Raw genomic sequence first — 23,732 nt, forward strand, 5'->3', positions numbered from 1 at the left:
ACCAAAGAACAAACTTAACCGCCCACGCCATCTACTGAGTGAAGTGAGAGAGATGACTGCCACTGCTACCGAACACGTAGCCGCAACGTCCGGTGCCACCGGCCGTATTGCACGTGTTATTGGCCCGGTTGTCGACGTCGAATTCCCGGCTGACGCAATCCCCTCGATTTACAACGCACTCACCACGGAGATTACTCTCAACGGTGAGACCAAGACCATCACCTTCGAAGTTGCGCTGCACCTCGGCGACAACCTCATCCGCGCCATCTCCCTGCAGGCAACCGACGGCCTGGTCCGCGGCACCAACGTGGTTGACACCGGTGCCCCGATCTCCGTCCCCGTCGGCGACGGCGTCAAGGGCCACATCTTCAACGTGCTGGGCCAGCCCCTGGACGTGACCGAGTCCGAGCTGCAGATCAGCGAACGCTGGCCGATCCACCGCAAGGCACCCGCCTTCGCGACCCTCGAGGGCTCCACCGAGATGCTGGAAACCGGCATCAAGGTGATCGACCTTCTCACCCCGTACATCAAGGGTGGCAAGATTGGCCTGTTCGGCGGTGCCGGCGTCGGCAAGACCGTGCTGATCCAGGAAATGATCACCCGTGTTGCCCGCAACTTCGGTGGCACCTCGGTGTTCGCCGGTGTTGGCGAGCGTACCCGTGAAGGCAACGACCTCTGGGTCGAAATGGAAGAGGCCGGCGTCCTCAAGGACACCGCGCTTGTCTTCGGCCAGATGGATGAGCCGCCGGGAACGCGTCTGCGCGTTGCCCTGTCCGCGCTGACCATGGCGGAGTACTTCCGCGATGTGCAGAACCAGGACGTGCTGCTCTTCATCGACAACATCTTCCGCTTCACCCAGGCAGGTTCCGAGGTTTCCACCCTCCTCGGCCGCATGCCTTCKGCCGTGGGCTACCAGCCCAACCTGGCTGACGAGATGGGCCTGCTCCAAGAGCGCATCACGTCCACCAAGGGCCACTCCATCACCTCGATGCAGGCCATCTACGTTCCCGCAGATGACTACACCGACCCGGCCCCGGCCACGACCTTCGCACACCTCGACGCGACCACGGAACTTTCCCGTGAAATCGCTTCCCGTGGTCTGTACCCGGCCGTTGACCCGCTGACGTCGACCTCGCGCATCCTGGATCCGCAGTACATCGGACACGACCACTACAACACGGCCGTCCGGGTCAAGCAGATCCTGCAGAAGAACAAGGAACTCCAGGACATCATCGCCATCCTCGGCGTCGATGAGCTCTCCGAAGAGGACAAGATCGTCGTGTCGCGTGCACGCCGTATCCAGCAGTTCCTCTCGCAGAACACCTACACGGCGAAGCAGTTCACCGGCGTCGAAGGCTCCACCGTGTCCATCAAGGACACCGTTGAAGGCTTCACGGCGATCTGCGACGGCGACCTCGACCACATCGCAGAGCAGGCGTTCTTCAACGTCGGCGRCCTGGACGACGTCGAGCGCCAGTGGGCTAAGATCCAGGAACAGACCAAGTAATATGGCTGAGCTTGAGGTTGAGATTGTCGCAGCGGACCACTTCGTGTGGTCCGGAGCGGCCAAGATGGTCAAGGCCCGCACCAGCGATGGTGAAATCGGAATCCTGCCCGGCCACTCGCCCCTGCTGGCGATTCTGGCCGAAGGTGAACTGGCGATTGAGCCGGTGTCCGGTGACCGCATTGCTGTAGTTGTCGACGGCGGGTTCTTCTCCGTCGACAACAACAGGGTCGTCATTGTTGCTGACAACGCCCAAATGGGCGACGCGGCTACTGCGGGGATCCGCTAGCCCGACCTTGATGAACGTTACTGGTTTTCCGTTCATCGTCCTGGCAACCGTGTTTGCGTTGCTGGTCTTTGCACTGTGCCTTTCCGGGGTGCGCCGCTTCAATCTGCGGCGCGCCCTGGGCACGGTGGACGCCTCTATCTGCATTGCTGGAAACAGCTGGCAGATGGGGGTTTGTCGTTATCAGGACAACGACCTGGAATGGTTCCGGCTTGCCTCGCTGAGCGTGCGGCCGAAACATACCTTCCGCCGCAGCTCCCTTGAGCTGCTGGGGCGCCGCGAGCCCACCGAAGTCGAACTCGTCAAGGTGCAGCCGGAAACCGTGATCGTCGAACTGCGCTACGAGGGCCGCGACGTGCTGCTCGCGATGAGATTCGATGCCTACACCGGCCTCTCCTCGTGGCTTGAGGCCGGTCCGGTCATCGGCGTCGGCACCTGGCGCTAGTCCCGGTGGGTTTCGCCGAGGGCATCCGGATCGACGACGGCCCGGTCCTATGGGCCGCGTGCGCCGCCGGGGTTGTTGGGATGCTGTACCTGATCCGGCCGCACAGCGGCTGGAAGCGCGCGCCCGGTCGCCAGGCTTGGGCCGTGCCGCCTGCTGCCCTCCTACTTTCCCTCGCGCTGGTGCTCGGCGTTCACTGGCTCCTCGTTTACCCCTTCGCTCTCTTTCCGGACGTGCTCCCTTCCGAGGTCCTCGCCTGGTCCGTCCCGGCCGTCACCGCGCTGCTGCTGGCGCTCCACCGTGGCCGGACCGTGTGGCGGTCCCGTCCACGTCCGGCCCGCCGCCGCAGGGTGGCCGTGACGGCAGCCGCGGTCGCCTTTGCCGGTGTGCTCGCGCTTTCGGCGATCCAGATCAACGCCTACTTCGGGCTGAACCACACCGTGAGCGACCTCACCGGGACCGCCGTCGCACGGATCCCGGCTCTGGAAGCCGGTCTCCAGCGCCAGGCCGGGGAGCCCGCCACCGTCGGCCTGGCCGGGTGGACACCGCGGGCAACCCTTCCCGCGGGCGGCCTTGTCCGCAAGGCCTCTATCCCGGGCACCGTGTCCGGCTTCCGCAGCCGGGATGCCTACGTTTATCTGCCGCCCGCCTACCAGGCCTCACCGCGCCCGGCACTTCCTGTGCTGGTACTCTTCTCCGGCCAGCCCGGAAGCCCTGCCGACTGGGTCACCGGCGGCGCCCTGCGGAGCCGGATGGACCGCTTCGCGTCAGCCCACCACGGAGTGGCCCCCGTGGTCATCGTGGTCGATCCCAACGGCACCCCCAACGGCAACGTCCTCTGCATGGACAGCCAAATCGCGCAGGCGGACACCTTCCTTGCCGAGGATGTGCCCGGCTGGATCCGCGCGACGTTCGATGTGGACCCGGATCCGCGGAAGTGGGCGGCCGGAGGGTTCTCCTTCGGCGCCACCTGCGCCGTCCAAATGGCGACCCGGCACCCTGACGTTTACAGCGCGGCACTGGCGTTTTCGAGCGAGCAGGAGCCCGCCCTCGCCAAGGAGCGGCATAAGACCATCGAGGCGTCGTTCGGCGGCGACACCGCGGCCTTCGAACGGCAGACGCCGCTGCACCTCATGCAGCAGCGCCGCTTCGACGGCAACGCCCTCTACTTCGGAGCCGGCGAGCGGGATCCCGAGTTCATCGAGTACATGGGCGTGCTGGCTAGTGCCGCCCGCTCGGCCGGGTTCTCCGTCGACGAGAAGGTGATTCCACGCACGGGCCATTCCTGGACGGTCGCTGCCAAGGGACTGTCCGCCGGCCTCGACTTCCTGGCCCCGCGATGGGGGATCAAGAAGTGAGGAACGCCATTCGCCGGATCGGGCGTTACCTGCAGGGGATTCCCTTCTCGCTGGCCTTTCTGGCGGCGTTCCTGGGAGTCGGCGCAGCTACCGGCAGTTTCCTCACCGGCCCGCCGGAAGCACTGCTTGAGGCGGCCTCGGTAAGTGCCCCCGGGTTGCAGGGCGGACTGTGGTGGACCATGTTCAGCTCGCTGTTCTTCGCGACCAACCCCCTGGCCTACCTCGCGGCATCGCTGATGGTTCTGGGGCTGCTGGGCCTCGCCGAACGGCAGCTCGGAACCCTGCGCACAGCCGTCTTCTTCTTTGCCGGGCAGTTCGCCGCGGTGACGCTGTTCCTGCTCGTCACCCAGCTCGCTCTCTTTGCGGGCGACGGCTGGCTCGGCCCGATGGCCGGGGACCGGCTGATCGGCCCGTACGCGGCTATCCTTGCCGTCGCCCTCGCGGCCGGCGCCCTCCTGCCGGCGCTGTGGCAGCGGCGGCTGCGGACCGCCGTCGTCTCCGGGTCGCTGTTGCTCGTGCTGTATGTGGGGCACGCGGAAACGGTGGTGGGCCTGTCCGGCGCCCTGTCCGGACTCATGGCCGGCTGGTGGATCCAGGGAGACAAGGGGACGCTCCACCGCCACCGCTCCACCGGCCGGGAGACCCGCAACCTCCTGGCGCTGACGGTGGCGATCTTCGCCGTGGGCCCCATCATCACGGCCGCGGTGCGAAGTCCCACCGGGCCGCTGGCCCTGCTGCGGGACGTGGTGCTGAATCCGCTGCCCACGCTGAACCAGCTGGAACAGAACTGCGGAGGCGGCGTCGACATCACCTGCCTCAGCGCCGGGCGGGAGGGGTACGCCGGACCCCTCGGCCTGGCCCTGGCCGTGGTGCCGGTGGTGCTGCTGCTGATTTGCGCCGACGGCATGCGGCACGGGCGCCGGCTCGCACTGCGGATCGCGATCCTGGTGCAGCTGGGTGTTACCGCCCTGGCAGCCGTTTACCTGGCCCTGTTTGCCCGGATTCCGCACTATCCCGGCCGGCCGCACACGGCCATAATGGGTTCCGGCTTTGTCCACGTCCTGCCACTCGTGGCAGTGCCGCTGGGCCTGGTGCTGCTGCTGTTCGCCAACCGGCGCCTGTTCCGGGTGGAAACCACGCGGCGGGCCCGCCGCATCCTCGCGCTGACGGTGGCGGGGACCTTCCTGGTGCTCGCCGGGGGCTATGGCGCCGCATGGTTTGCCTCGGGCGGGTTGGAGCGCGACGGCGGCTGGCTGGGACTCGCCGCGGAGCTCGCCCGGCAGTACCTGCCGCTGCCCATTCCCGGCATCTACAACCGCGTGTTCCAGAACCGCAACGCGACCGAGGCTTTCCTGTTCGCCTCCTCCGGCATCATCTTCTGGGTCGTGGCGCTTGCCGGGGTCTGGCTGGTGCTGCTGCGCCGCCACCACGGCACGGATGCGGGGGCCGAGGACCGGGAACGGGCCCGCGGCCTCATCCGGCAAGGCGGCGATTCGCTGTCCTGGATGGCGCTCTGGGCACCCAACACGTACTGGTTTGCACCCGAGCGCCGCGGGGGAGTGGCCTACCAGCAGCACGGCAACGTCGCGCTGACGGTGGCGGGACCTTTCGGCCCGGCATCGCACCGCGAGGAAACTGCCGCGCTGTTCCTGTCCTACTGCACCGAACAAGCGCTGATCCCGTGCTTCTATTCCTGCACGGACGAGCTGTGGCCCCTGCTTCAGGGCCGCGGCTTCCGCAGGGTTGCGGTGGCGCTGGAGACCCGACTGGCGGTCCGCGAACTGGAGTTCAAAGGCAAGGAATGGCAAAACGTCCGGACGGCGCTGAACCGGGCGGCCAAGACCGGCGTCCGTGCGGTCTGGGGCCGTTATCGGGAATTCTCCCCTTCGCTGCGTGCCCAGTTGAGCGAGGTCTCAGAAGAGTGGGCGGCCGGCAAGTCGGTCCCGGAGATGGGATTCACGCTGGGCAGCCTCGACGAGCTCGAAGACGAAGAAGTGCTGTGCTGCGTTGCCGTGGACGCCGAGGACCGCGTGCACGGGGTCACCAGCTGGCTGCCGGTTTACGACGGCGGACGGGTGGTGAGCTGGACGCTGGACGTCATGCGCCGCCGCGGTGACGCCTTCCCCGGCGTGATGGAGTTCCTGATCGCCTCTGCCGTGCTGGAGCTGCGGGACTCGGTGGAAGTGATCTCGCTCTCCGGCTCCCCGCTCGCCAGGGAGGAGGCGCGGGGAGACGGCGACGGAGGGCCGCGCGACAGCGAGGGGCTCGCCGGAATTCTGGACGTGGTGGGCCGTGCGCTGGAACCGGCTTACGGATTCCGTTCCCTGGCCACGTTCAAATCGCGGTTCAAACCGGATTACCGCACGCTCTACCTGTACTACCAGGATCCGTTGCAGCTGCCGGCGATGGGGCGCGCTTTGAGCCGCGCTTACCTTCCCGACCTTTCAGTCCGCCAGAGTGCGCGTCTGCTCCGCACGCTGGTGCGCTAATTCGGAGCCGGTGCCATTATCCGCCTGCCGTTTAGGGGAATCCCCGCAAACAATGCTGCCGCCGGAGGGGTCAAACGCAAAGAAATGATCCCCGGCAATAATGCCGGGGATCATTCGTGCAGCGGTACTGCCGGAAGCAGTATTGCCGGAGAGATTAGACCAGCGTGACGCCGGTAGCCTGGGGGCCCTTGGCGCCCTGGCCGATCTCGAACTGAACGCGCTGGTTCTCGTCGAGGGTCTTGAATCCGCCGGTCTGGATCTCGGAGTAGTGAACGAAGACATCGCCATCGGAGTCATCCGGGGTGATGAAGCCGAAGCCCTTTTCAGCGTTAAACCACTTGACGGTTCCCTGTGCCATTTAATTCTCCTCATTGTGGATCTTGAAGAAGTCCGGCGCACGTTGCACCGGGCTTGGTCACTCTGCGAGAAGAACCTTGGCTTCGGCCCGGATTGACCGGGCCTTGGCGGCAGGAGCTTCACGCTCGCAACATGTCTTGCGAGCATGAAAAACACCTACACAAAGACTGGTACAAGAATTTCATGCCGCCTGCGTCAGGTCAACGGGCCCGGCGCATAATTCCAGAAATTTTATGTAAAGAGTTCATGAACGAGATCCCGGCCGCAGAAAGCGTTCGGAACCGCCGCTGCGCCGAAAGGCACATTAGGAAAGCGGTGCCAGCCATTCCCCGCAGCGCATTACGCGGTAAAGGCCGAGTCCGGAATTGAGGACGACGGCGTCGGCCCGAAGCCCGCCGCGCAGGGAGCCCAGTTCGGCGCCGAGCCCGAGAACCGCGGCGGGGACCGCCGTGGCCGAGCGGACGGCGTCGGGCAGCGGCACACCGCCGGCGACGGTGCGGCGGACGACGTCGAGCAGCGTGGCGGTGCCGCCGGCGAGGGCGCCGCCGGCGTCGAGGCGGGCGACGCCGGCCGAGACGGTGACGGCGGAGCGGCCCAGGCTGTACGCGCCGTCGGGCAGGCCGGCGGCGGCCATCGAATCGGTCACCAGCGCGATGTTCGCGGCGCCGGCCAGTTGGAACACCGTGGCGACCATGGCCGGGTCCAGGTGCGTGCCGTCGGCGATCAGTTCAAGCACGGCCTCGCCGGATGCGGCGCTGCGCAGGCCCGCGGCGACAGGGCCCGGTGCCCGGTGATGCAGTGGCGGCATGCCGTTGAACAGGTGGGTCACCGTGGGCCGCGTGCCGCGCACGGACGACGACGTGCGCAGTGCCGCCGCGGCCGTGCGCAGCGCCGCCGCGGCGGTGGCGTCGTCGCAGTCGGTATGGCCCAGCGAGGGGACCACCCCGTGCCCGGCCAGCATCGGGACGAGTCCGTCCGCTCCGGAAAGCTCGGGGGCGAAGGTCATCGTGGCGAGGGTGCCGCGTGCGGCGGCTACCAGCTCGGCGACGAGTCCCGGATCGGGATCGCGCAGGAAGTCCGGGTCCTGCGCACCGCACCGTGCCGCGGCGAGGAAGGGGCCCTCCAGATGGATTCCGGCCAGCAGGCCCTCCTCGCTCAGTCCGGCGAGGAGGGCGATTCCGTGCAGCAGCGACTCCCGGGAGGCGGTCACGAGGCTGGCGAGCAGGGTGGTGGTCCCGGAACGGTGCAGGAAGTCGATGGCACGCCGCGCCGGGGCCTCCGCGCCGCCGGGGAAGTCGCCGCCGTACGCGCCGTGGCAGTGCAGGTCCACCAGTCCCGGAAGGATGAGGGCGCCGGGCGGCAGCTCCGGGGCCGGCGCGTCACCGAACCTGGCGGTCCCGGGGCTGAATCCGGCGGCGGGCCCGGCGTACGCGATCCGCCCGCCCGCCACGGCCAGGACGGCGTCGTGCTGCACGGCACCATCGCTGACCAGCGTGCCGTAGAGCAGGTGGCGGCCGGCCGGGGTGAGGTTCATGCTCAGAGTCTAGGGCGGGTCAGCCGGGAGGGCCCTAGAAGAGGCGGGACTCGCTGTCGTCGACGCCGCGCATGGCGTCGTAGTCCAGGGTGACGCAGTCGATGCCGCGGTCGTTCGCCAGCACCTTGGCCTGCGGCTTGATCTGCTGGGCGGCAAAGATGCCGCGCACCGGCGCCAGCAGCGGATCGCGGTTCAGCAGCTCAAGGTAGCGGGTGAGCTGCTCGACCCCGTCGATGTCGCCGCGGCGCTTGAGTTCGATCGCCACAGTGGCGCCGTTGGCGTCGCGGGCCAGGATATCCACCGGGCCGATCGCGGTGAAGTATTCGCGGCGGATCAGTGAGAAGCCGGCGCCGAGGGTCTCGATCTGCTCCGCGAGCAGCCGCTGCAGGTCCGCCTCGACCCCGTCCTTGATCAGTCCGGGGTCCTGGCCCAGCTCATGGGAGGTGTCATGCAGCTGTTCGTGGATGTTGATGATGAGCCGGTCATCGGTCTTCGCGGACTGCACGGTCCACTGCTCGATGACGCCGACTTCGACGTCGACCTCGTCCGGCGTGGAGACGCGCAGGCTGGCCGGAGGACTCATCCAGTTCAGCGGCTTGTAGGATCCCCCGTCCGAGTGGACCAGGACCGAACCGTCGGCTTTGACCAACAGAAGCCGGGTGGCGAGCGGAAGATGGGCTTTGAGCCGGCCGACATAATCAACGGAGCAACGGGCTATGACTAAACGCACCCGGTCAACACTACCGCCTGATGCGGTGCTCCCGGGCGCCGTGGCGGCCGCCTGGTGGCGGGGGAGCGGCCGGGCTGGGGCAGAATGGAGTCATGCCCCGTTCCAACCGACCCCGCCGAGCCGCTTCGGGCCACACCCCCGGAGGGAAGGGCGCAGGGAAGGGCGGAGGGAAGAGCGCAGGGAAGGGCGGAGGGAAGGGCGCCGGCAAGCACGCCGCCGGACCCGCGCCGGAACTGGACCTGGAGCGCGCCCGGACCGGGATCGCGCGGCGGGAGAGCGCCCCCGACGGCGAATGGATAGTCCGCTCGATCTCCGCCAGTCGGGCCGGAAAGACCTACATCTGCCCCGGATGCTTCACCGCCGTGCCGCCGGGCACCGCGCACCTCGTCGTCTGGTCCGAGGACCACATCTTTGGCGCGGCCGCCGGCCTGGCCGAGCGCCGGCACTGGCACTCGAACTGCTGGACCTCGCGTAGCTACCGGTACCGCTGAGCAGCTTCGCAGGGGGCCAACTGAAACGGCCAACCGTGCCCGGTTTCGCTAAGCTGGAGGGCATGACTTTCGACCCGGCGTCCTATGTGTTCAGCCAGCCCACCGCGCCCACCGCAATCCGTGCATCGACCGTGCTGCCGGCGCACCGCGAAAACGTGGAACTTCGCACCGCGGACGGACACCGGCTGGTTGGCGAACTGGCGCTTCCCGAGTCGGGGGAGATCAAGGCAACCCTGATTACGCTGCACCCGCTGCCGACCCACGGCGGCTTCATGGACTCGCACGTCTACCGGAAGGCGTCCTACCGCCTTCCGGCCCTCGCCGGCATCGCGGTGCTGCGGTTCAACACCCGCGGGACCTCTTCACCGCGCGGAACCAGCCAGGGTTCCTTTGAGGAAGGCATCGGCGAACGGCTCGACGTGGAGGCGGCGGTGCGCTTCGCCGTCGAGCGCGGGCTGCCCAACCGCTGGCTGGTCGGCTGGTCCTTTGGCACCGAACTCGCACTGATGTACGGCGCCACCGAACCTGTGGCCTCCGAAATCGAGGGCGCCATCCTGCTCTCGCCCCCGCTGCACCGCGCCACGGACGTCCATCTCAAGGAGTGGGCCGCCGCCGGCAAGCCACTGAAGGTCCTGGTTCCGGAGCACGACGACTACCTGCAGCCGGTGGCCGCCGCCGAGCGTTTCAGCCTGGTGCCGCACGCCGACGTCGTGGGCGTCGACGGCGCGAAGCACCTGTGGGTGGGGGAGAAGTACGCCGGCCGGGTGCTCAACGAGATCGTGGCCGAGGTGCTCCCGGGCGGCAGCAGTGCCCTGCCCGAGGAGTGGGCAGGGCCGGTGGCCACCGCCCACGCCTGAGCCGGTAAACGCTAGTGCTTGTCCTGGCGGACGATGAAGATTTCCTTAACCAGCAGCATGATCGCCGCGGCCGTGGGGATGGCGATCAGGGCGCCAAGCACGCCTAGGACGCTGCCGCCGGCGATCACCGAGATCACGGCGACCGCGCCGGGGACTGCGACTGCCTTCTGCATGATGCGCGGCGAGATGAAGTACGCCTCGAACTGCAGGTAGGCGAAGTAGCAGATCGCGAAGACGACGGCCGTCTGCCAGCCCGCGGTGAGGGCGATCAGGGTGACCAGGACGCCGGCGATCATGCCGCCGACCAGGGGGATGAAGGCGAGCAGGGCCACAACGAACGCGAGCAGCAGGGCGAACGGCACCCCCACAATCGACATCACAATGAAGGCGAAGGTGGCGTTCAGCAGCGCCACGCAGACCTGGCCGATCACGTAGTTGCCGACCGATCCGGTGATCTCCTCGGACAGCGCCTCGACGCGCGCGCGGCGGGACCGCGGGGCGAGCCGGTAGCCCCACTTCTTCATGGCCGGCATGGCCGAGAGGAAGTAGAGGCTGAGGACCAGGACGATCAGGGCGCCGAACAGGCCGTTCGCCACGGTGGAGCCGAACCCGACGACGCCGCCGAAGATGCCGCTCATGGCCTCCGGGTTGTTGACGAACTTCTCGAGTTCCTGGCTGATCCGGTCGCGCACGCCGAACTGGCTGTCCACCGTGCGGAAGAAGTCGGAGTCGATGAAGTCCTGGATCCAGTGCGGCGCTTCCTGGACGACCTGCGTCACCTGCTGGACGATGGTGGGGATCAACGTGGCGAAGAAACCGGTGACGGCCAGCGCCAGCACGGCGACGGAGACCAGGATTCCGGCCGGCCGAGGCACCTTTTTGCCTTCCAGCCAGCGCACCACGGGATCCAGGCCGAGCGCAATGAACAGAGCGGTGACGATCCAGAGCAGCAGCTGGGTGGTGTTGGAGCCGATCCAGTAAACCAGCAGGGCCGCGCCCACGCCGACCGTCCCCATGAAGCCGACGTACAGCGGGTGCTGGGACGACATCCGCGGACCGGGAGCGCCGAACTTTGCGGTGCTCTCGCTGTCCGGGGCGGGTGCGGCTTCCTCGTCGTGTTCGGGCGGCATCTCGAAACGCAGGCGCGGCTGGGCACCGGGCAGCGGCTGCCGCAGGCGGCGCGCCATCGAAATCAGGAAGCCCGCCGCGGCCGCGCGCGGCGTCGAGGGCTGCGGGGCCGGCTCGTGCGGGCCGTGTGGCTGGCTGGCGGATTCCTGGCTTGCGGGGTGTCCTGCGGGGGACACATCCGTGGGTTCAGTCACTGCGTTGAAGGCCCTTTTTCTCCGAAAATTCCCTGCAAAACCGCGGTTGCGGGCCGGGTGTGATGATCACCGCAAACACTATCAGCAGCCTTGCGAACTGGCGGGCCAGCAGCGCCTGATGAGGCCGCTGAGGGGCTTGACAAAGACCCCGATCTGACTCTCAGGTAACAAAACGGTTACTCTTAAAGCTACGTGTCCGCTGATGATAGGTAATATTTTGCGTTTCAAGACTGCAGTCGCACTTGTGCTGCTCGGCCTCCTGACACTGCTGGCCGGAATCGGCCAGAAGACGGTTTGGGCTCCGGCCGAGACCGTCACCGCCACCGCACCCACCGGCGGCACCGCCGCTCCATTGACCGTCTTCGACGAGAAACTGCGAACCCTGCACGGCGGCACGGTGAAGATCCACGTCAAGGGGGAGGGCAACTTCATCCTCGCCGCCGGCCGGCCGGACGACGTCGATGCGTGGGTTGGGAAGACCGCCCACAACACCGTTTCCGGTGTCTCGGACGACGGCAAGTCGCTGAAGCTTGACCACGCCGACGGCGACGCCAAGGCGCCGTCCCCGGCAGGCTCCGACCTGTGGGTCACGACGGAGAACGCCAATGGCGAGCTGGACTACTCCTGGACGGCGCCGGCGGACGGGGACTGGGCGCTGCTGCTCGCCTCGGACGGCTCCAAGCCCGCCCCCTCGTCGATTTCGATGACGTTCCCGAACGACACGTCCACTCCCTGGGCCGCTCCGTTCATGGTCCTGGGCGGCCTGCTGATCCTGGCCGGCGCTGCCTTGCTGCTGATCAAGCCGGCGCGGGACAACAAGGGCAACGCCGGCGACGGCGGTGCAGCCGGCGGCTCCGGCGGGGGCACTCCGAAGGGCAGCTTGTTTGCACAGCGCGCGCGGGCCAAGGCCAAGGCAAACGTCGCTGCCACGGACGCCGGCGGTGCCACGGGCGCCGCCCCGGCCCGCGACAGCAGTGTTGAACGCGTTGTTGCCCCGTCAGCCTTCCGCCGCCGCTCCGGCGTTGCGGTAGCGTTGCTGACCGCCGCCGCGGTAGCGGGCACGGGCGTCGCGGCGCAGGCCAGCCAGGCTCCCTCGCCCTCGCCGAGCAGTTCCTCGCCCTCGGCTGCAGGCCAGGATGCCGATGCTCCGGTCCTGCTGGACGMGCAGTTCCGGCGCATCCTTGAGCAGGTCGCCAGCGCCGTCGACGCCGGCGACGCGGCCAAGGACGCCGCCAAGCTCACGCCCCGGGTAGGGGCGACCGAGCTTGAGGTGCGCAAGCAGAACTACAAGATCCGTTCCAAGGTGGGGAGCTACGAGCCCCGGATGCCGGTGCGCGCCACGAAGCTCCTCACCACAGTGGTCAGCAACAAGCGCGACTGGCCGAGGTCCGTCATGGCGGTGACGCAGGGCGACGGCAACGTGGTCCCGCAGCTGCTGACCCTCGTGCAGGCCTCCCCGCGGGAGAACTACAAGCTGGTCGGGGCTACCCCGCTGCAGCCGGGCACCACCTTCCCGGGTATCAACCGCGGGGGCACCGAAACCCTGGCGGCCTCGGACAAGTCCGGGCTGCTGTACAGCGGCCAGGAGGCGCTGTCCGGGCTGGCCGACCGGCTGACCAAGGCTGACTCCAGCTTCAAGGACAAGCTCACCGAGGGGCAGTCCTCGCCGTACATTGCTGACACCCTGGCGTACCAGAAGGACGTGGTGAAGTCGGGCACGAACGGCAAGTTCAGCTTCAGCCACAAGGTTGTTCCTGAGGACACCGTGGTGTTCCGCACTGCCGACGGCGGCGCCCTGGTCCTGGGCCGGCTGGACTTCGCCTTCGACGGGACGCCGAAGAACTCCGGCGACAAGCTGACGATCGGTAACGACGCCGCGGCCCTGGCCGGAGGCAAGGAGACGAGCACGGGTATGGTCCTGAGCTTCGCCGAAGCCGTGGCCGTCTACGTCCCGCCGACCGGCTCCAAGGATCCGATGAAACTGGTTGCCGCCACCCGCGGCCTGGTCGGGGCAAAAATCAAGTAGCCTCCAGCAGGACACTGTCCGGTCGGCACCCCGGCCGGAGCCACACCGCAACGACCGGGCCGCAATCGCGGCCCGGTCGTTGCTGCGTGGGGCGTAGTGGATAGAGTGGAGCTATGACTTCGCCAGCTTCCCGCCCGGTCCCTCCAGCTGCAGCCAACCCGCTCAATCTGCGGGGCGCCGTCGACCTCTCCTCGCTGAAGCAGCGCCCCGCGCCGCCGGCGGGCGCCGGGGCGGGCCGGCCGCCGGCCCCGGGGGCTGCCGGCACGGCCCCCGGTGAACCCGGGGGCGGTTCCACCGGTACGCCGCTGCGCGTGGACGTCACCGAGGCCAACTTCCAGGAGCTCGTGGACCTTTCCGCCCAGGTTCCGGTGGTGATTGCGCTGTGGGCCAGCTACTCGCCCGGGTCCGCGCAGCTCGTGGATGTGCTGGAGCAGATCGTCGAAAGCTACGAGGGCCGGCTGGTCCTCGGCGCCGCCGACATTGAAGCCTTCCCGCAGCTCGCGCAGGCGTTCCAGGTGCAGGCTGTTCCGACCGCCGTCGCGCTGGTCAAGGGCCAGCCCGTGCCGCTGTTCCAGGGCGGCGCCGAGGAGCAGCAGGTGCGCAGCCTCTTTGACGAACTCCTCAAGGTTGCGGGGGCCAACGGCGTGACCGGCCGGATCGGAGCCGGCGGACCCGGGGCCGCCGAGCCCGAGGCTCCGCCGCTGCCGCCGCTGCACCAGAAGGCGTTCGACGCCATCGAGGCCGGCGACTACGCCGGCGCTGCCGCGGCTTACCGGCAGGCGCTGACCGAGATGCCCGCCGACGCCGAGGCCAAGGCCGGCCTGGCGCAGGTCGAGCTCATGGGCCGCCTGCAGGCACTGTCCGCCGCGGAAACGGACGCACTCCGCGGCCGTGCCGCCCAGGAGCCGGACAGCCTGGAGGCCCAGCTCGCCGTCGCCGACCTGGACATTGCCGGCGGCCACGTCGAGGACGGCCTGGGCCGGATCGTGACGTTCATCGGCCGGAACTTCGGCCCTGAACGGGAAACCGCCCGGGTGCGCCTGCTGGAGCTTTTCGACGTGGTGGGAACTTCCGATGACCGCGTCGCCAAGGCCCGGCAGAACCTCGCGCGGGTGCTGTTCTAGTGGGCTCCGCGCTGTTTACCCCGCTGGAGCTGCGCTCGCTGCGGCTGGAGCACCGCGGCTGGGTCTCGCCGATGTGCCAGTACAGCTGCGAACCCGACACCGGTGAGGGCGTGCCCAACGACTGGCACCTGATGCACCTCGGCTCCTTCGCCACCGGCGGAGCCGCCCTCATCCTGACCGAGGCGGCCGCCGTTAACGCGGCCGGGCGGATCAGCCCCCGGGACGCCGGGCTCTACAACGACGCCCAGGCCGAGGCATGGGAGCGGATCGTCTCCTTCGTGCACCGCCACGGGTCCGCGAACGCCAAGATCGGGACCCAGCTGGCGCACGCCGGGCGCAAGGCCTCCTCCTACTGGCCGTTCTCCGGCAAATCCGGCACCGTGCCCGCCTCCGAAGGCGGCTGGAACACCCTGGGCCCGGGCACCGGCGCCTTCGACGGCTACGCCCCGCCGTCGGCCATGACAGAGCAAGAGATCGACGGCGTGATCGCCGACTTCACCGCCGCCGCCGTCCGGGCTGTCGGCGCCGGCTTCGACACGATCGAGATCCACGGCGCCCACGGCTACCTGCTGCACCAGTTCCAGAGCCCGCTGGTCAACGACCGGACCGACAGCTGGGGCGGGGACGAGACCGGGCGCAACCGGTTGACCCTGGCAGTGATCGACGCCGTCCGGGACGTCATCCCGGACTCGATGCCGCTGCTGCTGCGGATCTCCGCCTCCGACTGGGCCGACGGCGGCATCGACGCCGAAGCCTCGGTGCGGTTGGCCCGCGCAGCCGGCGAACACGGGGTGGACCTCGTGGACGTCTCCAGCGGAGGGGCCGTGGCGCACCAGTCGATCCCGGTCGGCCCCGGCTACCAGACCGGATTCAGCGCCCGGATCCGGCGCGAAGCCGGTGTACGGACCGGGACTGTGGGGCTGCTGACCTCGGCGGGACAGGCCGAGCACGCCGTCGCCACGGGGCAGGCCGATGGCGTGTTCATCGCCCGTGCCGCGCTGCGGGACCCGCACTGGTGGCTGCGTGCCGCCTTCGAACTGGGCTACGAGCTGGCTTGGCCGCCGCAGTACGAACGGGCCATCCCGCGGCACACGTTTTAGGCGGCCGCGGCGGTTAGTCTAACGTCATGACTTTCGAACAACCGCACGTCCCGGCGCTGGCCCTGCGCGGGCTGGCCAAACGCTTCGGCACCAAGATCGCCGTCGACGGCATCAGCCTCGACGTCCCGGCCGGCTCCTTTTACGGGATCGTCGGCCCCAACGGCGCCGGCAAGACCACAACGCTGTCGATGGCCACCGGGCTGCTGCGGCCGGATTTCGGCACCGCACTGGTCCACGGGGTAGATGTCTGGCAGCACCCGCTGGAGGCCAAGAAGCTGATGGGGGTGCTGCCGGACGGGGTCCGGCTCTTCGACCGGCTGACCGGCGAGCAGCTGGTGACCTACGCGGGCCTGTTGCGCGGCATGGACCGGGAGGTGGTGGCGTCGCGGGTGGCGGAGCTGCTCGCCGCACTGGACCTCAGCCAGGACGCCGGCACGCTGGTGGTGGACTACTCCGCCGGCATGACCAAGAAGATCGCTCTCGCCTCGGCGCTGATCCACGCGCCCCGGCTGCTGGTGCTGGACGAGCCGTTCGAATCGGTGGACCCGGTCTCCGCCGCCAACATCCGTGACATCCTGGACCGCTACGTCGCGTCCGGGGGCACGGTGATCGTTTCCAGCCACGTCATGGACCTCGTGCAGCGGATGTGCGACCACGTCGCCGTCGTGGCCGCCGGACGGGTGCTGGCCGCCGGCAGCGTGGACGAGGTGCGCGCGGGCGAGTCGCTTGAGGACCGCTTTGTCCAGCTGGTGGGCGGCCGCAGCCATACGGAAGGGCTGGAATGGTTGCGCACCTTCTGAGGCTCAAGCTCACCCTGCTGCGCAACAGCCTCCGGCGCAGCCCCTGGCAGTTGGTGGGCCTGGGCATCGGGGCGCTGTACGCCCTGGGCATTGTGGGGCTCGGCGTCGCCGGGCTGTTGCTCCTGCGCCAGGCCGACGTCGCGACGGCGCAGACGGTGGTGGTGCTGGGCGGCGCCGCCGCGGTCCTGGGCTGGGCGGTCATTCCGATTGTGGCGTCCGCCGCGGACATGACGCTGGACCCGGCCAGGTTCACGACCTTTGCCGTGCCGATGCCGCAACTGCTGGCAGGACTGGCGCTGGCCGGGCTGATCGGCATTCCGGGGGCGGCGACGACGCTCGTGGCGCTGGCCACCGTGGGCACCTGGTCCCGTGGCTTCCTGGCCGCGGCCGGTGCCCTGGCCGGCGCGGTCCTCGGCGTGCTCACGTGCGTCGTGCTCTCCAAGGTGGTCACTGCCGGCACGGTGAGCCTGGCCAGTTCCCGGCGCTTCAAGGACGTCAGCGCGGTGGCGTTCCTGATCCCGCTGGTGTTGATGGGGCCAATTGTGGCCGGCGTCGCCCGCGGAATCGCCGGCAACGCCGGGTTTGTGACTGAGCTGGCGCGGGTCCTCGAATGGACGCCCGCCGGGGCAGCCTGGGCCCTCGGTGGAGAGCTTGCCGCCGGCCACTTTGGTCCGGCCGCGCTCAAGCTGCTCATCGCCGCCGCCACCCTGGCGGCCCTTGCCTTGTGCTGGAAGTTCCTGCTGCAGCGCGCGCTCGTCACACCGCCCTACGCCGGGACCGCCAAAAAGAAAGCATCAGGGCTGGGGCTGTTCGCCCTGGTTCCGGCCACCCCCACGGGGGCCATTGTTGCGCGCTCGCTGAGCTACTGGCTGCGCGATCCACGCTACGCCGGCGCCCTGGTGGTGGTGCCGCTGCTGCCGGTGCTGCTTTTCTTCCAGGCCAGCCAGACAGGGTTCTACGGGATCCTGCTGTTCGTCGGTCCGCTGACCGCCTTCCTGCTCGCCTGGTCCATCGCCTCGGACGTCTCCTACGACAGCACGGCCTTTGCCCTGCACGTCTCGGCCGGCGTGCGCGGCCTGCACGACAGGCTCGGAAGGGCCGTGGCGTGCCTGGTCTTCGCTTTGCCCGTCGTGTTGGCCTTCAGCGTCCTGCCGATGTTCTTCACCGGCGACTGGTCGCTGTTGCCCGGCATCCTGGGCCTGGCCCTGGGGGTGCTGTTCACCGGGCTGGGTCTGTCCTCCGTGGTCTCGGCGCGCTACACCGTGCCCGTGCCGCTGCCCGGCGACAGCCCGTTCAAGAAGCCGCCGGGCAACGTGGCACAGACCCTTGCCGTGCAGTTCGGCGGCATGGCGGTGCTGCTGCTGCTGGTGAGCCCGGAGCTGGCGCTGGTGGCGCTGCAGCTCGCGGGCGGCAGCGCCGTGCCGGGCTGGATCTGCCTGCTCCTCGGCCCGGTGCTGGGCTTCGCGCTGTTCATCGCCGGGGTGCGGCTGGGCGGCAAATGGTTTGATTCGCGCACCCCGGAACTGCTGGCGCAGCTGGCCGTCAACCGCTGACCGGGTCTGACGGCCCGGGCCCATGCGGGCCGGAGTGGGATAGCCTGCCGTCATGGAAGTCGTGATCCTTGCCGGCAGCAGGCCGATTGCCGCGCTCGCCGCCGACGCGATCGAGGCCCTGCTGCGGCGCAAGCCCGACGCCGTCCTGGGCCTGGCCACCGGATCGTCGCCGCTGCCGGTGTACGAGGAGCTCGCACAGCGGCATGAGCGCGGCGGCCTCGACTTCAGCCGTGCCCGGGCCTTCATCCTGGACGAGTACGTCGGGCTCCCGGCGGGGCACCCCGAGTCCTACCGCGAAGTCATCCGGCGCGAATTCGCCGGCCGCGTGAACATCAGCCCGGACAACGTCCGCGGACCCGAGGGGGAGGCCGGCGACATTCCCGCGGCCTGCCGGACGTACGAGGACGCGATCCGGGCCGCCGGGGGAGTCGACCTCCAGCTCCTCGGGGTAGGCACGGACGGCCACATCGGCTTTAACGAACCGGGGTCCTCGCTCGCGTCCCGGACCCGGATCAAAACCCTGGTCGAGCAGACGCGGCGGGACAACGCCCGCTTTTTCGGGAGCCTGGCTGAGGTGCCGCACCACGTCCTCACCCAGGGCCTCGGGACCATCCTGGACGCCCGGCATGTGATCCTCCTCGCCACCGGCGCGCAGAAGGCACAGGCCGTCCGCGACTTCGCCGAGGGACCGGTGGCCGCCATCTGCCCGGCGTCGGTCCTGCAGTTGCATCCCCACGTCACCGTCCTCCTGGACGAGGCGGCGGCCTCCTCGCTCCGACTCGCCGATTACTACCGGCACAGCTTCGACGGCAAGCCGCGCTGGCAGGGCCTGTAACGACGGCAATCCGTCCCACGCCGGAATCCGCCGTCGAGATTCCGTCCGCACCAGCGGCTAAGATGGATGTCATGACCAGCATGACGGATCCCATGACGAGTCCTTTGGAAAACGACCCGATGCGTGAGCTCTCCGGAGCCGGGACGTCGACGGCTACGATTGAGCGCGAGGAACTGCGCCAGGAAGTGGAGCCGGGCGACCGGGAGCGCTTCTCGCACTACGTGCGCAAGGAAAAGATCATGGAATCCGCGCTGTCGGGCGAACCCGTCATTGCCCTTTGCGGCAAGGTGTGGACGCCGGGCCGGGATCCGAAGAAGTTCCCGGTCTGCCCGGAGTGCAAAGAGGTCTACGAGGGCCTCCGCCCGGGCGGCGACGGCGGAGACTCCGGGAAATAGAACCATCGAATTAGGCCACCCGCAGCGGGCTGGGTCCGTTGGGGCTGCCGGCGCCGTGCCGGCGCTGCCGCCCCGCGCTGCGGGATCCGCCGCGTTCCTGCTGTCCGGTTCATCCGAAAAAGATTGGTGTTTTTGTGCTTAATTGGGTTTCTCCGGAACCGGCTGACGTGCGCGGAGGGGAGGACTCCTAAGTGACAGAGACACTCTTTGGCGGACCCGTGCTGCCGCCCGCGTATCCCGAGCGGGCCGCGTGGGGTACCGCCCCGAAGCTGCGCGCCTGGCAGCAGGAAGCGCTGGACAGCTACTTCGGCAGCCACCCCAAGGACTTCCTGGCGGTCGCCACCCCCGGAGCCGGCAAGACCACGTTCGCTTTGCGCGTGGCCTCGATGCTGATCGAGGCCGGCGTGGTGAACCGGGTGACGATTGTGGCCCCGACAGACCACCTCAAGCGCCAGTGGGCCGACGCTGCCGCGAAGGTCGGCATCGCGATCGACCCGAACTTCAAGAACGCTGACGGCCAGCACGGCCGCGGCTTCATCGGCGTCGCGGTCACCTACGCCCAGGTGGCCAGCAAGCCGATGCTGCACCGGGCCAAGACCGAGGCGGCGCGCACGCTGGTGATCCTCGACGAAATCCACCACGGCGGCGAAGCGCTGTCCTGGGGTGACGGCCTGCGCGAGGCCTTCGATCCCGCGGCCCGGCGCCTGTCCCTGACGGGTACCCCGTTCCGTTCGGACACCTCGCCGATCCCGTTTGTCGAGTACGCCGAGGACCGCGACGGCATCCGCCGCTCCAAGGCCGACTACACCTACGGCTACGGCAAGGCCCTCCGCGACCATGTGGTCCGCCCGGTGATGTTCATGGCCTACTCCGGCCAGATGCGCTGGCGGACCAGCGCCGGGGACGAGATGGCCGCCTCCCTGGGCGAAGCCGCGGTCACCAAGGACATCACGTCCCAGGCCTGGCGGACGGCATTGAACCCGGCCGGCGAATGGATCCCGGCCGTGCTGGCCGGGGCGGACAAGCGCCTCAGCGAGGTGCGGCGCACCGTGCCCGACGCCGGCGGCCTGGTGATTGCCACCGACCACGACGACGCGCGGGCCTACGCCGGCCAGTTGAAGAAAATCACCGGCGAATCACCCACCGTCATCCTCTCCGACGACGCGAAGGCCTCCAGCAAGATCGAGGAGTTCTCCGCCGGCGACAAGCGTTGGATGGTTGCGGTCCGTATGGTCTCCGAAGGCGTGGACGTCCCGCGGCTTTCCGTCGGCGTCTACGCGACCTCTACGTCGACCCCATTGTTCTTCGCCCAGGCCGTGGGCCGCTTCGTGCGTGCCCGCAAGCGCGGCGAGACGGCCTCGGTGTTCCTGCCCTCCGTGCCGCAGCTGATGGCGCTGGCGAACTCCATGGAAGCCGAGCGCGACCACGCCCTGGACCGGCCGGAGAAGGAAGACGCCGACGGGCTGTTCAATCCCGAGGACTCGCTGATGGACGAGGCGAACCGCGAGGAGAAAGCCTCCGACACCCTGATGAAGGGCAAGTTCGAGGCGCTCGACTCGCAGGCCTCCTTCGACCGCGTGCTGTTCGACGGCGGCGAGTTCGGGACCGGCGGCGAGGTGGGCTCGGAGGACGAGCTGGACTTCCTCGGGATTCCCGGCCTGCTCGACGCCGAACAGGTCGGCACCCTGCTGCGCCAGCGCCAGCACGAACAGCTCAACCGCAAGAACAAGCGGGCCCCCCAAGCCGCCGCCGAGGCCGTGCCGGCCGTGCCGGACCACCGAATGCTGATGGACCTGCGCACCGAGCTGGCCAAGAACGTCGCGGCCTGGTCCGCCCGGACCGGAACCCCGCACGGCGTCATCCACACCAAGCTCCGGACCGTGTGCGGCGGCCCGGCCGTCGCCCAGGCCAACGAAGAGCAGCTGCAGACGCGGCTGCGGAAGCTTCAGGACTGGTTCATCGGCCGGAAGTAGCCGCCGGAAGCTGCGGCCGCGCCGGCCCGCAGGGCAAAACACGCCACAAAAAAGGGACCGGGGTAACCGGTCCCTTTTAATGCCGCTGCCCCTGCCTTACTGGGCGGCGCCGCAGGTCTGGGAGAATTTCTGGCCGGCCGCGGTGTACTCGGCCTTCAGCTCCTCAAGCTTGGCCGAGTCGGTGTCCTTCTTCGCGGCCTCATCCAGGTAGTCCAGGATCGACTGCAGCGGGGCCTGCAACTCCTCGGAGGCCTTCGCCTCGATGGGCCGGATCTGGTTGGCCAGCCGCGTCATGCCGAACTTGTCCGAGCTGGACGTCGGCGACGAGGTGATGGTCTTGATGCGGGCGCAGGTTTCCTCACTGGTCATCTGCGGGGTGGCAGTGCAGGCGGCTGCACCGAGCAGGGTACCGGCAGCGATCAGGACGGTCAGGGTCTTCTTCATGGTGTACTCCGGGAATTTACGGGTCCGACGTTACTGGCAAGGATTTCGAGTCTACTGTGCGGCTCGAGGCGGCGACGAGCTCAGGCGATGTCGACGCCGCCGAACTCCATCTCGGCGAAGGCGTCGTCGAGATCCTCGGCGATCCCCACCGTGAGCCCGCGCGGCACGGTGACGGAATAGCCGGCCTGGACGGCGTCCAGGGCGGTGGCCTTCACACAGTGGTCGGTGGCGATGCCCACGACCACCACTTCCTCGACGTCGTGGCTCTGCAGCCAGTCGTCCAGTCCGATGGCATCCTCGCCAGCGGCGAGATCACTGCCGGCTGCGGCACCGGCGTCGACGGTGCCGCCCATCGGCAGCGAACCGGGCGCACGGTCGCCGGTGGGGACGGCGTCGTCCGGGGCCAGCAGCCCCTCGAAGCCCGAGTAGGCCGCGGTGAACTGTCCCTTGCGGAAGTAGGCCTGGATGTATTCGGTGTCCAGGTCCGGGTGCAGCTCCGCGCCGCGGGTGCCCGCGACACAGTGCGGCGGCCAGCTGTCGACAAAGTCGGGCTGCTCCGAGAAGTGCGCGCCCGGCTCGATGTGCCAGTCCTGGGTGGCCACGACGTGGTCGAACTGCCCGTGGTGGGCGTCGACGTATTCGCTGATCTCGGCCGCCAGGGCCGCTCCGCCCTCGACCGGGAGCGCCCCGCCCTCGCAGAAATCGTTCTGCACGTCAACGATGATCAAGGCACGTGACATTCAGTCCTCCTCGTAGATGGTGGGGATGGCTGCTTCGCCGCGCTGGAGCCGGTTGACCACGGCCGGGAGCTCCTTCATGCTGTCGGCGTGACGCTGCCGCGCCCGAACGACGCCTTCGGGCCCGGTCCAGCCGGGCAGCAGCTCGCCGTTCTTGATGAACTGCTGCAACAGCTGCCGGTCGTTGCCGTCGTCGTCCGGGTGGTGCCCGATGCCGACGATTTCCTGGCTGGCGGTGCCGCGCTCGTTGAGCCTGCGCAGCGCGTATTTGCGGCCGCCCTTGCTGGTCTTGTTCTTGGCCGCCTTGGCTACCGGAACGAACGCGCCGGAGTCGTCGGTGCGGCTGACCAGCTTGTAGACCATGCTCGCCGTCGGCGCGCCGGAGCCGGTCACCAGCGAGGTGCCGACGCCGTAGGAGTCCACCGGGGCGGACTGGAGTGCGGCAATGGCGAATTCGTCGAGGTCCGAGGTGACGATGATCCGGGTGTTCTCGTTGCCCAGCTGGTCGAGGAGCTGCCGGACCCACTGCGCCTGCGCCACGAGGTCGCCGGAATCCAGCCGGACCGCGCCCAGCTTGTCGCCGGCCAGTTCGACGGCGGTCCGGACGGCCGCTTCGACGTCGTAGGTATCCACGAGCAGCGCGGTGCCGGCACCCATCGAGGCGATCTGCGCCTCAAAAGCCTCGCGCTCGGTGTCGTGCAGCAGGGTGAAGGAGTGGGCGGCGGTGCCCACCGTCTTGATCCCGTAGCGCCGGCCGGCCTCGAGGTTTGAGGTGCTGTCGAAGCCGGCGATCACGGCAGCGCGTGCGGCCGCGACGGCGGATTCCTCCTGCGTCCGGCGGGAGCCCATTTCGACGCAGGGGCGGGTGCCAGCGGCCGTGATCATGCGGGAGGCCGCGGACGCGATGGCGCTGTCGTGGTTGAGGATCGAGAGGATGTACGTTTCGAGGATGCAGGCCTCGGCGAAGGTGGATTCGACGATCAGGATGGGGGAGTTGGGGAAATATGCTTCGCCCTCGGCGTAGCCCCAGATGTCGCCCGAGAAGGAGAAATTGGCCAGGTACTCCAGGGTTTCCTCGTTGACCACCTTGGTCCGGCGCAGGAAGTCGATCTCGGCGTCGCCGAAGCGGAAGTCCGCGATCCCCTCCAGCAGCCGGCCGGTGCCCGCCACGATCCCGTAGCGCCGGCCGTCCGGCAGTCGCCGCGCAAAGGCTTCGAACACCGACTTGCGGTGGGCGGCGCCGGAATGCAGGGCGGCCTGCAGCATGGTCAGCTCGTAGTGGTCGGTGTACAGGGACGTGCGGGGATGGTCCCAGCCAGCTGAGGTGCTCACAAATTCACTCTAGTCCCCACCGGCTCCCACGTCTCGCTTCGCT

At 68.7% G+C, this 23,732-nt stretch carries 22 protein-coding genes; 15 read left to right on the forward strand and 7 right to left on the reverse strand.

Translation table 11 applies throughout. The annotated features are described in order from the left end of the window. Positions 1-52: 52 nt before the first annotated feature. The 5 genes from atpD to AC1DGE_RS07060 are packed head-to-tail and all read left to right on the forward strand — an operon-like array spanning position 53 to position 6,079. Positions 53-1,507, forward strand: a complete 1,455-nt coding sequence (gene atpD / locus AC1DGE_RS07040) for a F0F1 ATP synthase subunit beta (protein WP_476917162.1) — start codon at positions 53-55, stop codon at positions 1,505-1,507. Position 1,508: 1 nt separating this feature from the next. After that, complete coding sequence (locus tag AC1DGE_RS07045; RefSeq protein WP_104172348.1) at positions 1,509-1,793, forward strand: F0F1 ATP synthase subunit epsilon; 285 nt, start codon at positions 1,509-1,511, stop codon at positions 1,791-1,793. Positions 1,794-1,803: 10 nt separating this feature from the next. Continuing rightward, positions 1,804-2,235 (forward strand): DUF2550 domain-containing protein, encoded by a 432-nt coding sequence (locus tag AC1DGE_RS07050; RefSeq protein ID WP_441417359.1) that lies wholly within the window; start codon positions 1,804-1,806, stop codon positions 2,233-2,235. Between the two features lie 5 nt (positions 2,236-2,240). Then, the gene (locus tag AC1DGE_RS07055; protein WP_476917163.1) at positions 2,241-3,590 is read left to right on the forward strand and encodes an alpha/beta hydrolase; all 1,350 of its coding nucleotides are present in this window, start codon (positions 2,241-2,243) and stop codon (positions 3,588-3,590) included. Continuing rightward, on the forward strand, positions 3,572-6,079 hold the full coding sequence (locus tag AC1DGE_RS07060) for a bifunctional lysylphosphatidylglycerol flippase/synthetase MprF (RefSeq protein WP_476917164.1): 2,508 nt from the start codon (positions 3,572-3,574) through the stop codon (positions 6,077-6,079). Before AC1DGE_RS07055 ends, AC1DGE_RS07060 begins: the two co-directional genes overlap by 19 nt. A 154-nt stretch (positions 6,080-6,233) precedes the next feature. Here the strand turns inward: AC1DGE_RS07060 and AC1DGE_RS07065 are convergent, their stop codons facing one another. The 3 genes from AC1DGE_RS07065 to nucS all read right to left on the reverse strand — a co-directional run bounded on the left by AC1DGE_RS07065 (position 6,234) and on the right by nucS (position 8,700). Then, entirely contained in the window at positions 6,234-6,437 is a 204-nt protein-coding gene (locus AC1DGE_RS07065) for a cold-shock protein (protein ID WP_011692441.1), read from the reverse strand. Between the two features lie 303 nt (positions 6,438-6,740). Beyond that, positions 6,741-7,970 (reverse strand): N-acetylglucosamine-6-phosphate deacetylase, encoded by a 1,230-nt coding sequence (locus tag AC1DGE_RS07070; protein WP_476917165.1) that lies wholly within the window; start codon positions 7,968-7,970, stop codon positions 6,741-6,743. 34 nt (positions 7,971-8,004) lie between these two features. Further along, the gene (gene nucS, locus AC1DGE_RS07075) at positions 8,005-8,700 is read right to left on the reverse strand and encodes an endonuclease NucS (protein ID WP_175322880.1); all 696 of its coding nucleotides are present in this window, start codon (positions 8,698-8,700) and stop codon (positions 8,005-8,007) included. Positions 8,701-8,792: 92 nt separating this feature from the next. Here nucS and AC1DGE_RS07080 point away from each other — a divergent pair, with 92 nt between their 5' ends. After that, complete coding sequence (locus AC1DGE_RS07080; protein WP_476917166.1) at positions 8,793-9,191, forward strand: ATP/GTP-binding protein; 399 nt, start codon at positions 8,793-8,795, stop codon at positions 9,189-9,191. Between the two features lie 62 nt (positions 9,192-9,253). Beyond that, positions 9,254-10,048, forward strand: a complete 795-nt coding sequence (locus tag AC1DGE_RS07085; protein WP_476917167.1) for an alpha/beta hydrolase — start codon at positions 9,254-9,256, stop codon at positions 10,046-10,048. Positions 10,049-10,059: 11 nt separating this feature from the next. Here the strand turns inward: AC1DGE_RS07085 and AC1DGE_RS07090 are convergent, their stop codons facing one another. After that, on the reverse strand, positions 10,060-11,235 hold the full coding sequence (locus AC1DGE_RS07090; protein ID WP_476917220.1) for an AI-2E family transporter: 1,176 nt from the start codon (positions 11,233-11,235) through the stop codon (positions 10,060-10,062). Between the two features lie 337 nt (positions 11,236-11,572). Here AC1DGE_RS07090 and AC1DGE_RS07095 point away from each other — a divergent pair, with 337 nt between their 5' ends. The 8 genes from AC1DGE_RS07095 to AC1DGE_RS07130 all read left to right on the forward strand — a co-directional run bounded on the left by AC1DGE_RS07095 (position 11,573) and on the right by AC1DGE_RS07130 (position 21,176). Next, positions 11,573-13,396 (forward strand): DUF8094 domain-containing protein, encoded by a 1,824-nt coding sequence (locus tag AC1DGE_RS07095; RefSeq protein WP_476917168.1) that lies wholly within the window; start codon positions 11,573-11,575, stop codon positions 13,394-13,396. A gap of 113 nt (positions 13,397-13,509) precedes the next feature. Then, positions 13,510-14,520: a co-chaperone YbbN gene (locus tag AC1DGE_RS07100; protein ID WP_441417366.1), complete on the forward strand. Its 1,011-nt coding sequence runs from the start codon at positions 13,510-13,512 to the stop codon at positions 14,518-14,520. Beyond that, on the forward strand, positions 14,520-15,620 hold the full coding sequence (locus tag AC1DGE_RS07105; RefSeq protein ID WP_476917169.1) for an NADH:flavin oxidoreductase/NADH oxidase: 1,101 nt from the start codon (positions 14,520-14,522) through the stop codon (positions 15,618-15,620). The genes AC1DGE_RS07100 and AC1DGE_RS07105 overlap by 1 nt, the downstream gene beginning before the upstream one ends. Before the next feature lie 26 nt (positions 15,621-15,646). After that, positions 15,647-16,420, forward strand: coding sequence for an ABC transporter ATP-binding protein (locus AC1DGE_RS07110; protein ID WP_441417368.1), 774 nt, complete (start codon positions 15,647-15,649; stop codon positions 16,418-16,420). Further along, positions 16,402-17,973, forward strand: coding sequence for a transporter (locus AC1DGE_RS07115; RefSeq protein WP_476893317.1), 1,572 nt, complete (start codon positions 16,402-16,404; stop codon positions 17,971-17,973). The genes AC1DGE_RS07110 and AC1DGE_RS07115 overlap by 19 nt, the downstream gene beginning before the upstream one ends. A 52-nt stretch (positions 17,974-18,025) precedes the next feature. Beyond that, positions 18,026-18,808, forward strand: coding sequence for a glucosamine-6-phosphate deaminase (gene nagB, locus AC1DGE_RS07120; RefSeq protein WP_476893318.1), 783 nt, complete (start codon positions 18,026-18,028; stop codon positions 18,806-18,808). Between the two features lie 71 nt (positions 18,809-18,879). Further along, complete coding sequence (locus AC1DGE_RS07125) at positions 18,880-19,203, forward strand: DUF3039 domain-containing protein (RefSeq protein WP_476893319.1); 324 nt, start codon at positions 18,880-18,882, stop codon at positions 19,201-19,203. Between the two features lie 191 nt (positions 19,204-19,394). After that, on the forward strand, positions 19,395-21,176 hold the full coding sequence (locus AC1DGE_RS07130) for a DEAD/DEAH box helicase (RefSeq protein ID WP_476893320.1): 1,782 nt from the start codon (positions 19,395-19,397) through the stop codon (positions 21,174-21,176). A 96-nt stretch (positions 21,177-21,272) separates the two neighbouring features. Here AC1DGE_RS07130 and AC1DGE_RS07135 read toward each other — a convergent pair whose 3' ends face one another. The 3 genes from AC1DGE_RS07135 to AC1DGE_RS07145 all read right to left on the reverse strand — a co-directional run bounded on the left by AC1DGE_RS07135 (position 21,273) and on the right by AC1DGE_RS07145 (position 23,689). Continuing rightward, positions 21,273-21,620 (reverse strand): hypothetical protein, encoded by a 348-nt coding sequence (locus tag AC1DGE_RS07135; protein WP_441417373.1) that lies wholly within the window; start codon positions 21,618-21,620, stop codon positions 21,273-21,275. 80 nt (positions 21,621-21,700) lie between these two features. Further along, a complete protein-coding gene (locus tag AC1DGE_RS07140) occupies positions 21,701-22,360 on the reverse strand; it encodes an isochorismatase family protein (protein ID WP_476893321.1) in 660 nt (219 codons plus the stop codon). Next, entirely contained in the window at positions 22,361-23,689 is a 1,329-nt protein-coding gene (locus AC1DGE_RS07145) for a nicotinate phosphoribosyltransferase (RefSeq protein ID WP_441417375.1), read from the reverse strand. Between the last annotated feature and the right edge of the window lie 43 nt (positions 23,690-23,732).

The organism is Arthrobacter sp. 05N425, assembly GCF_056397125.1.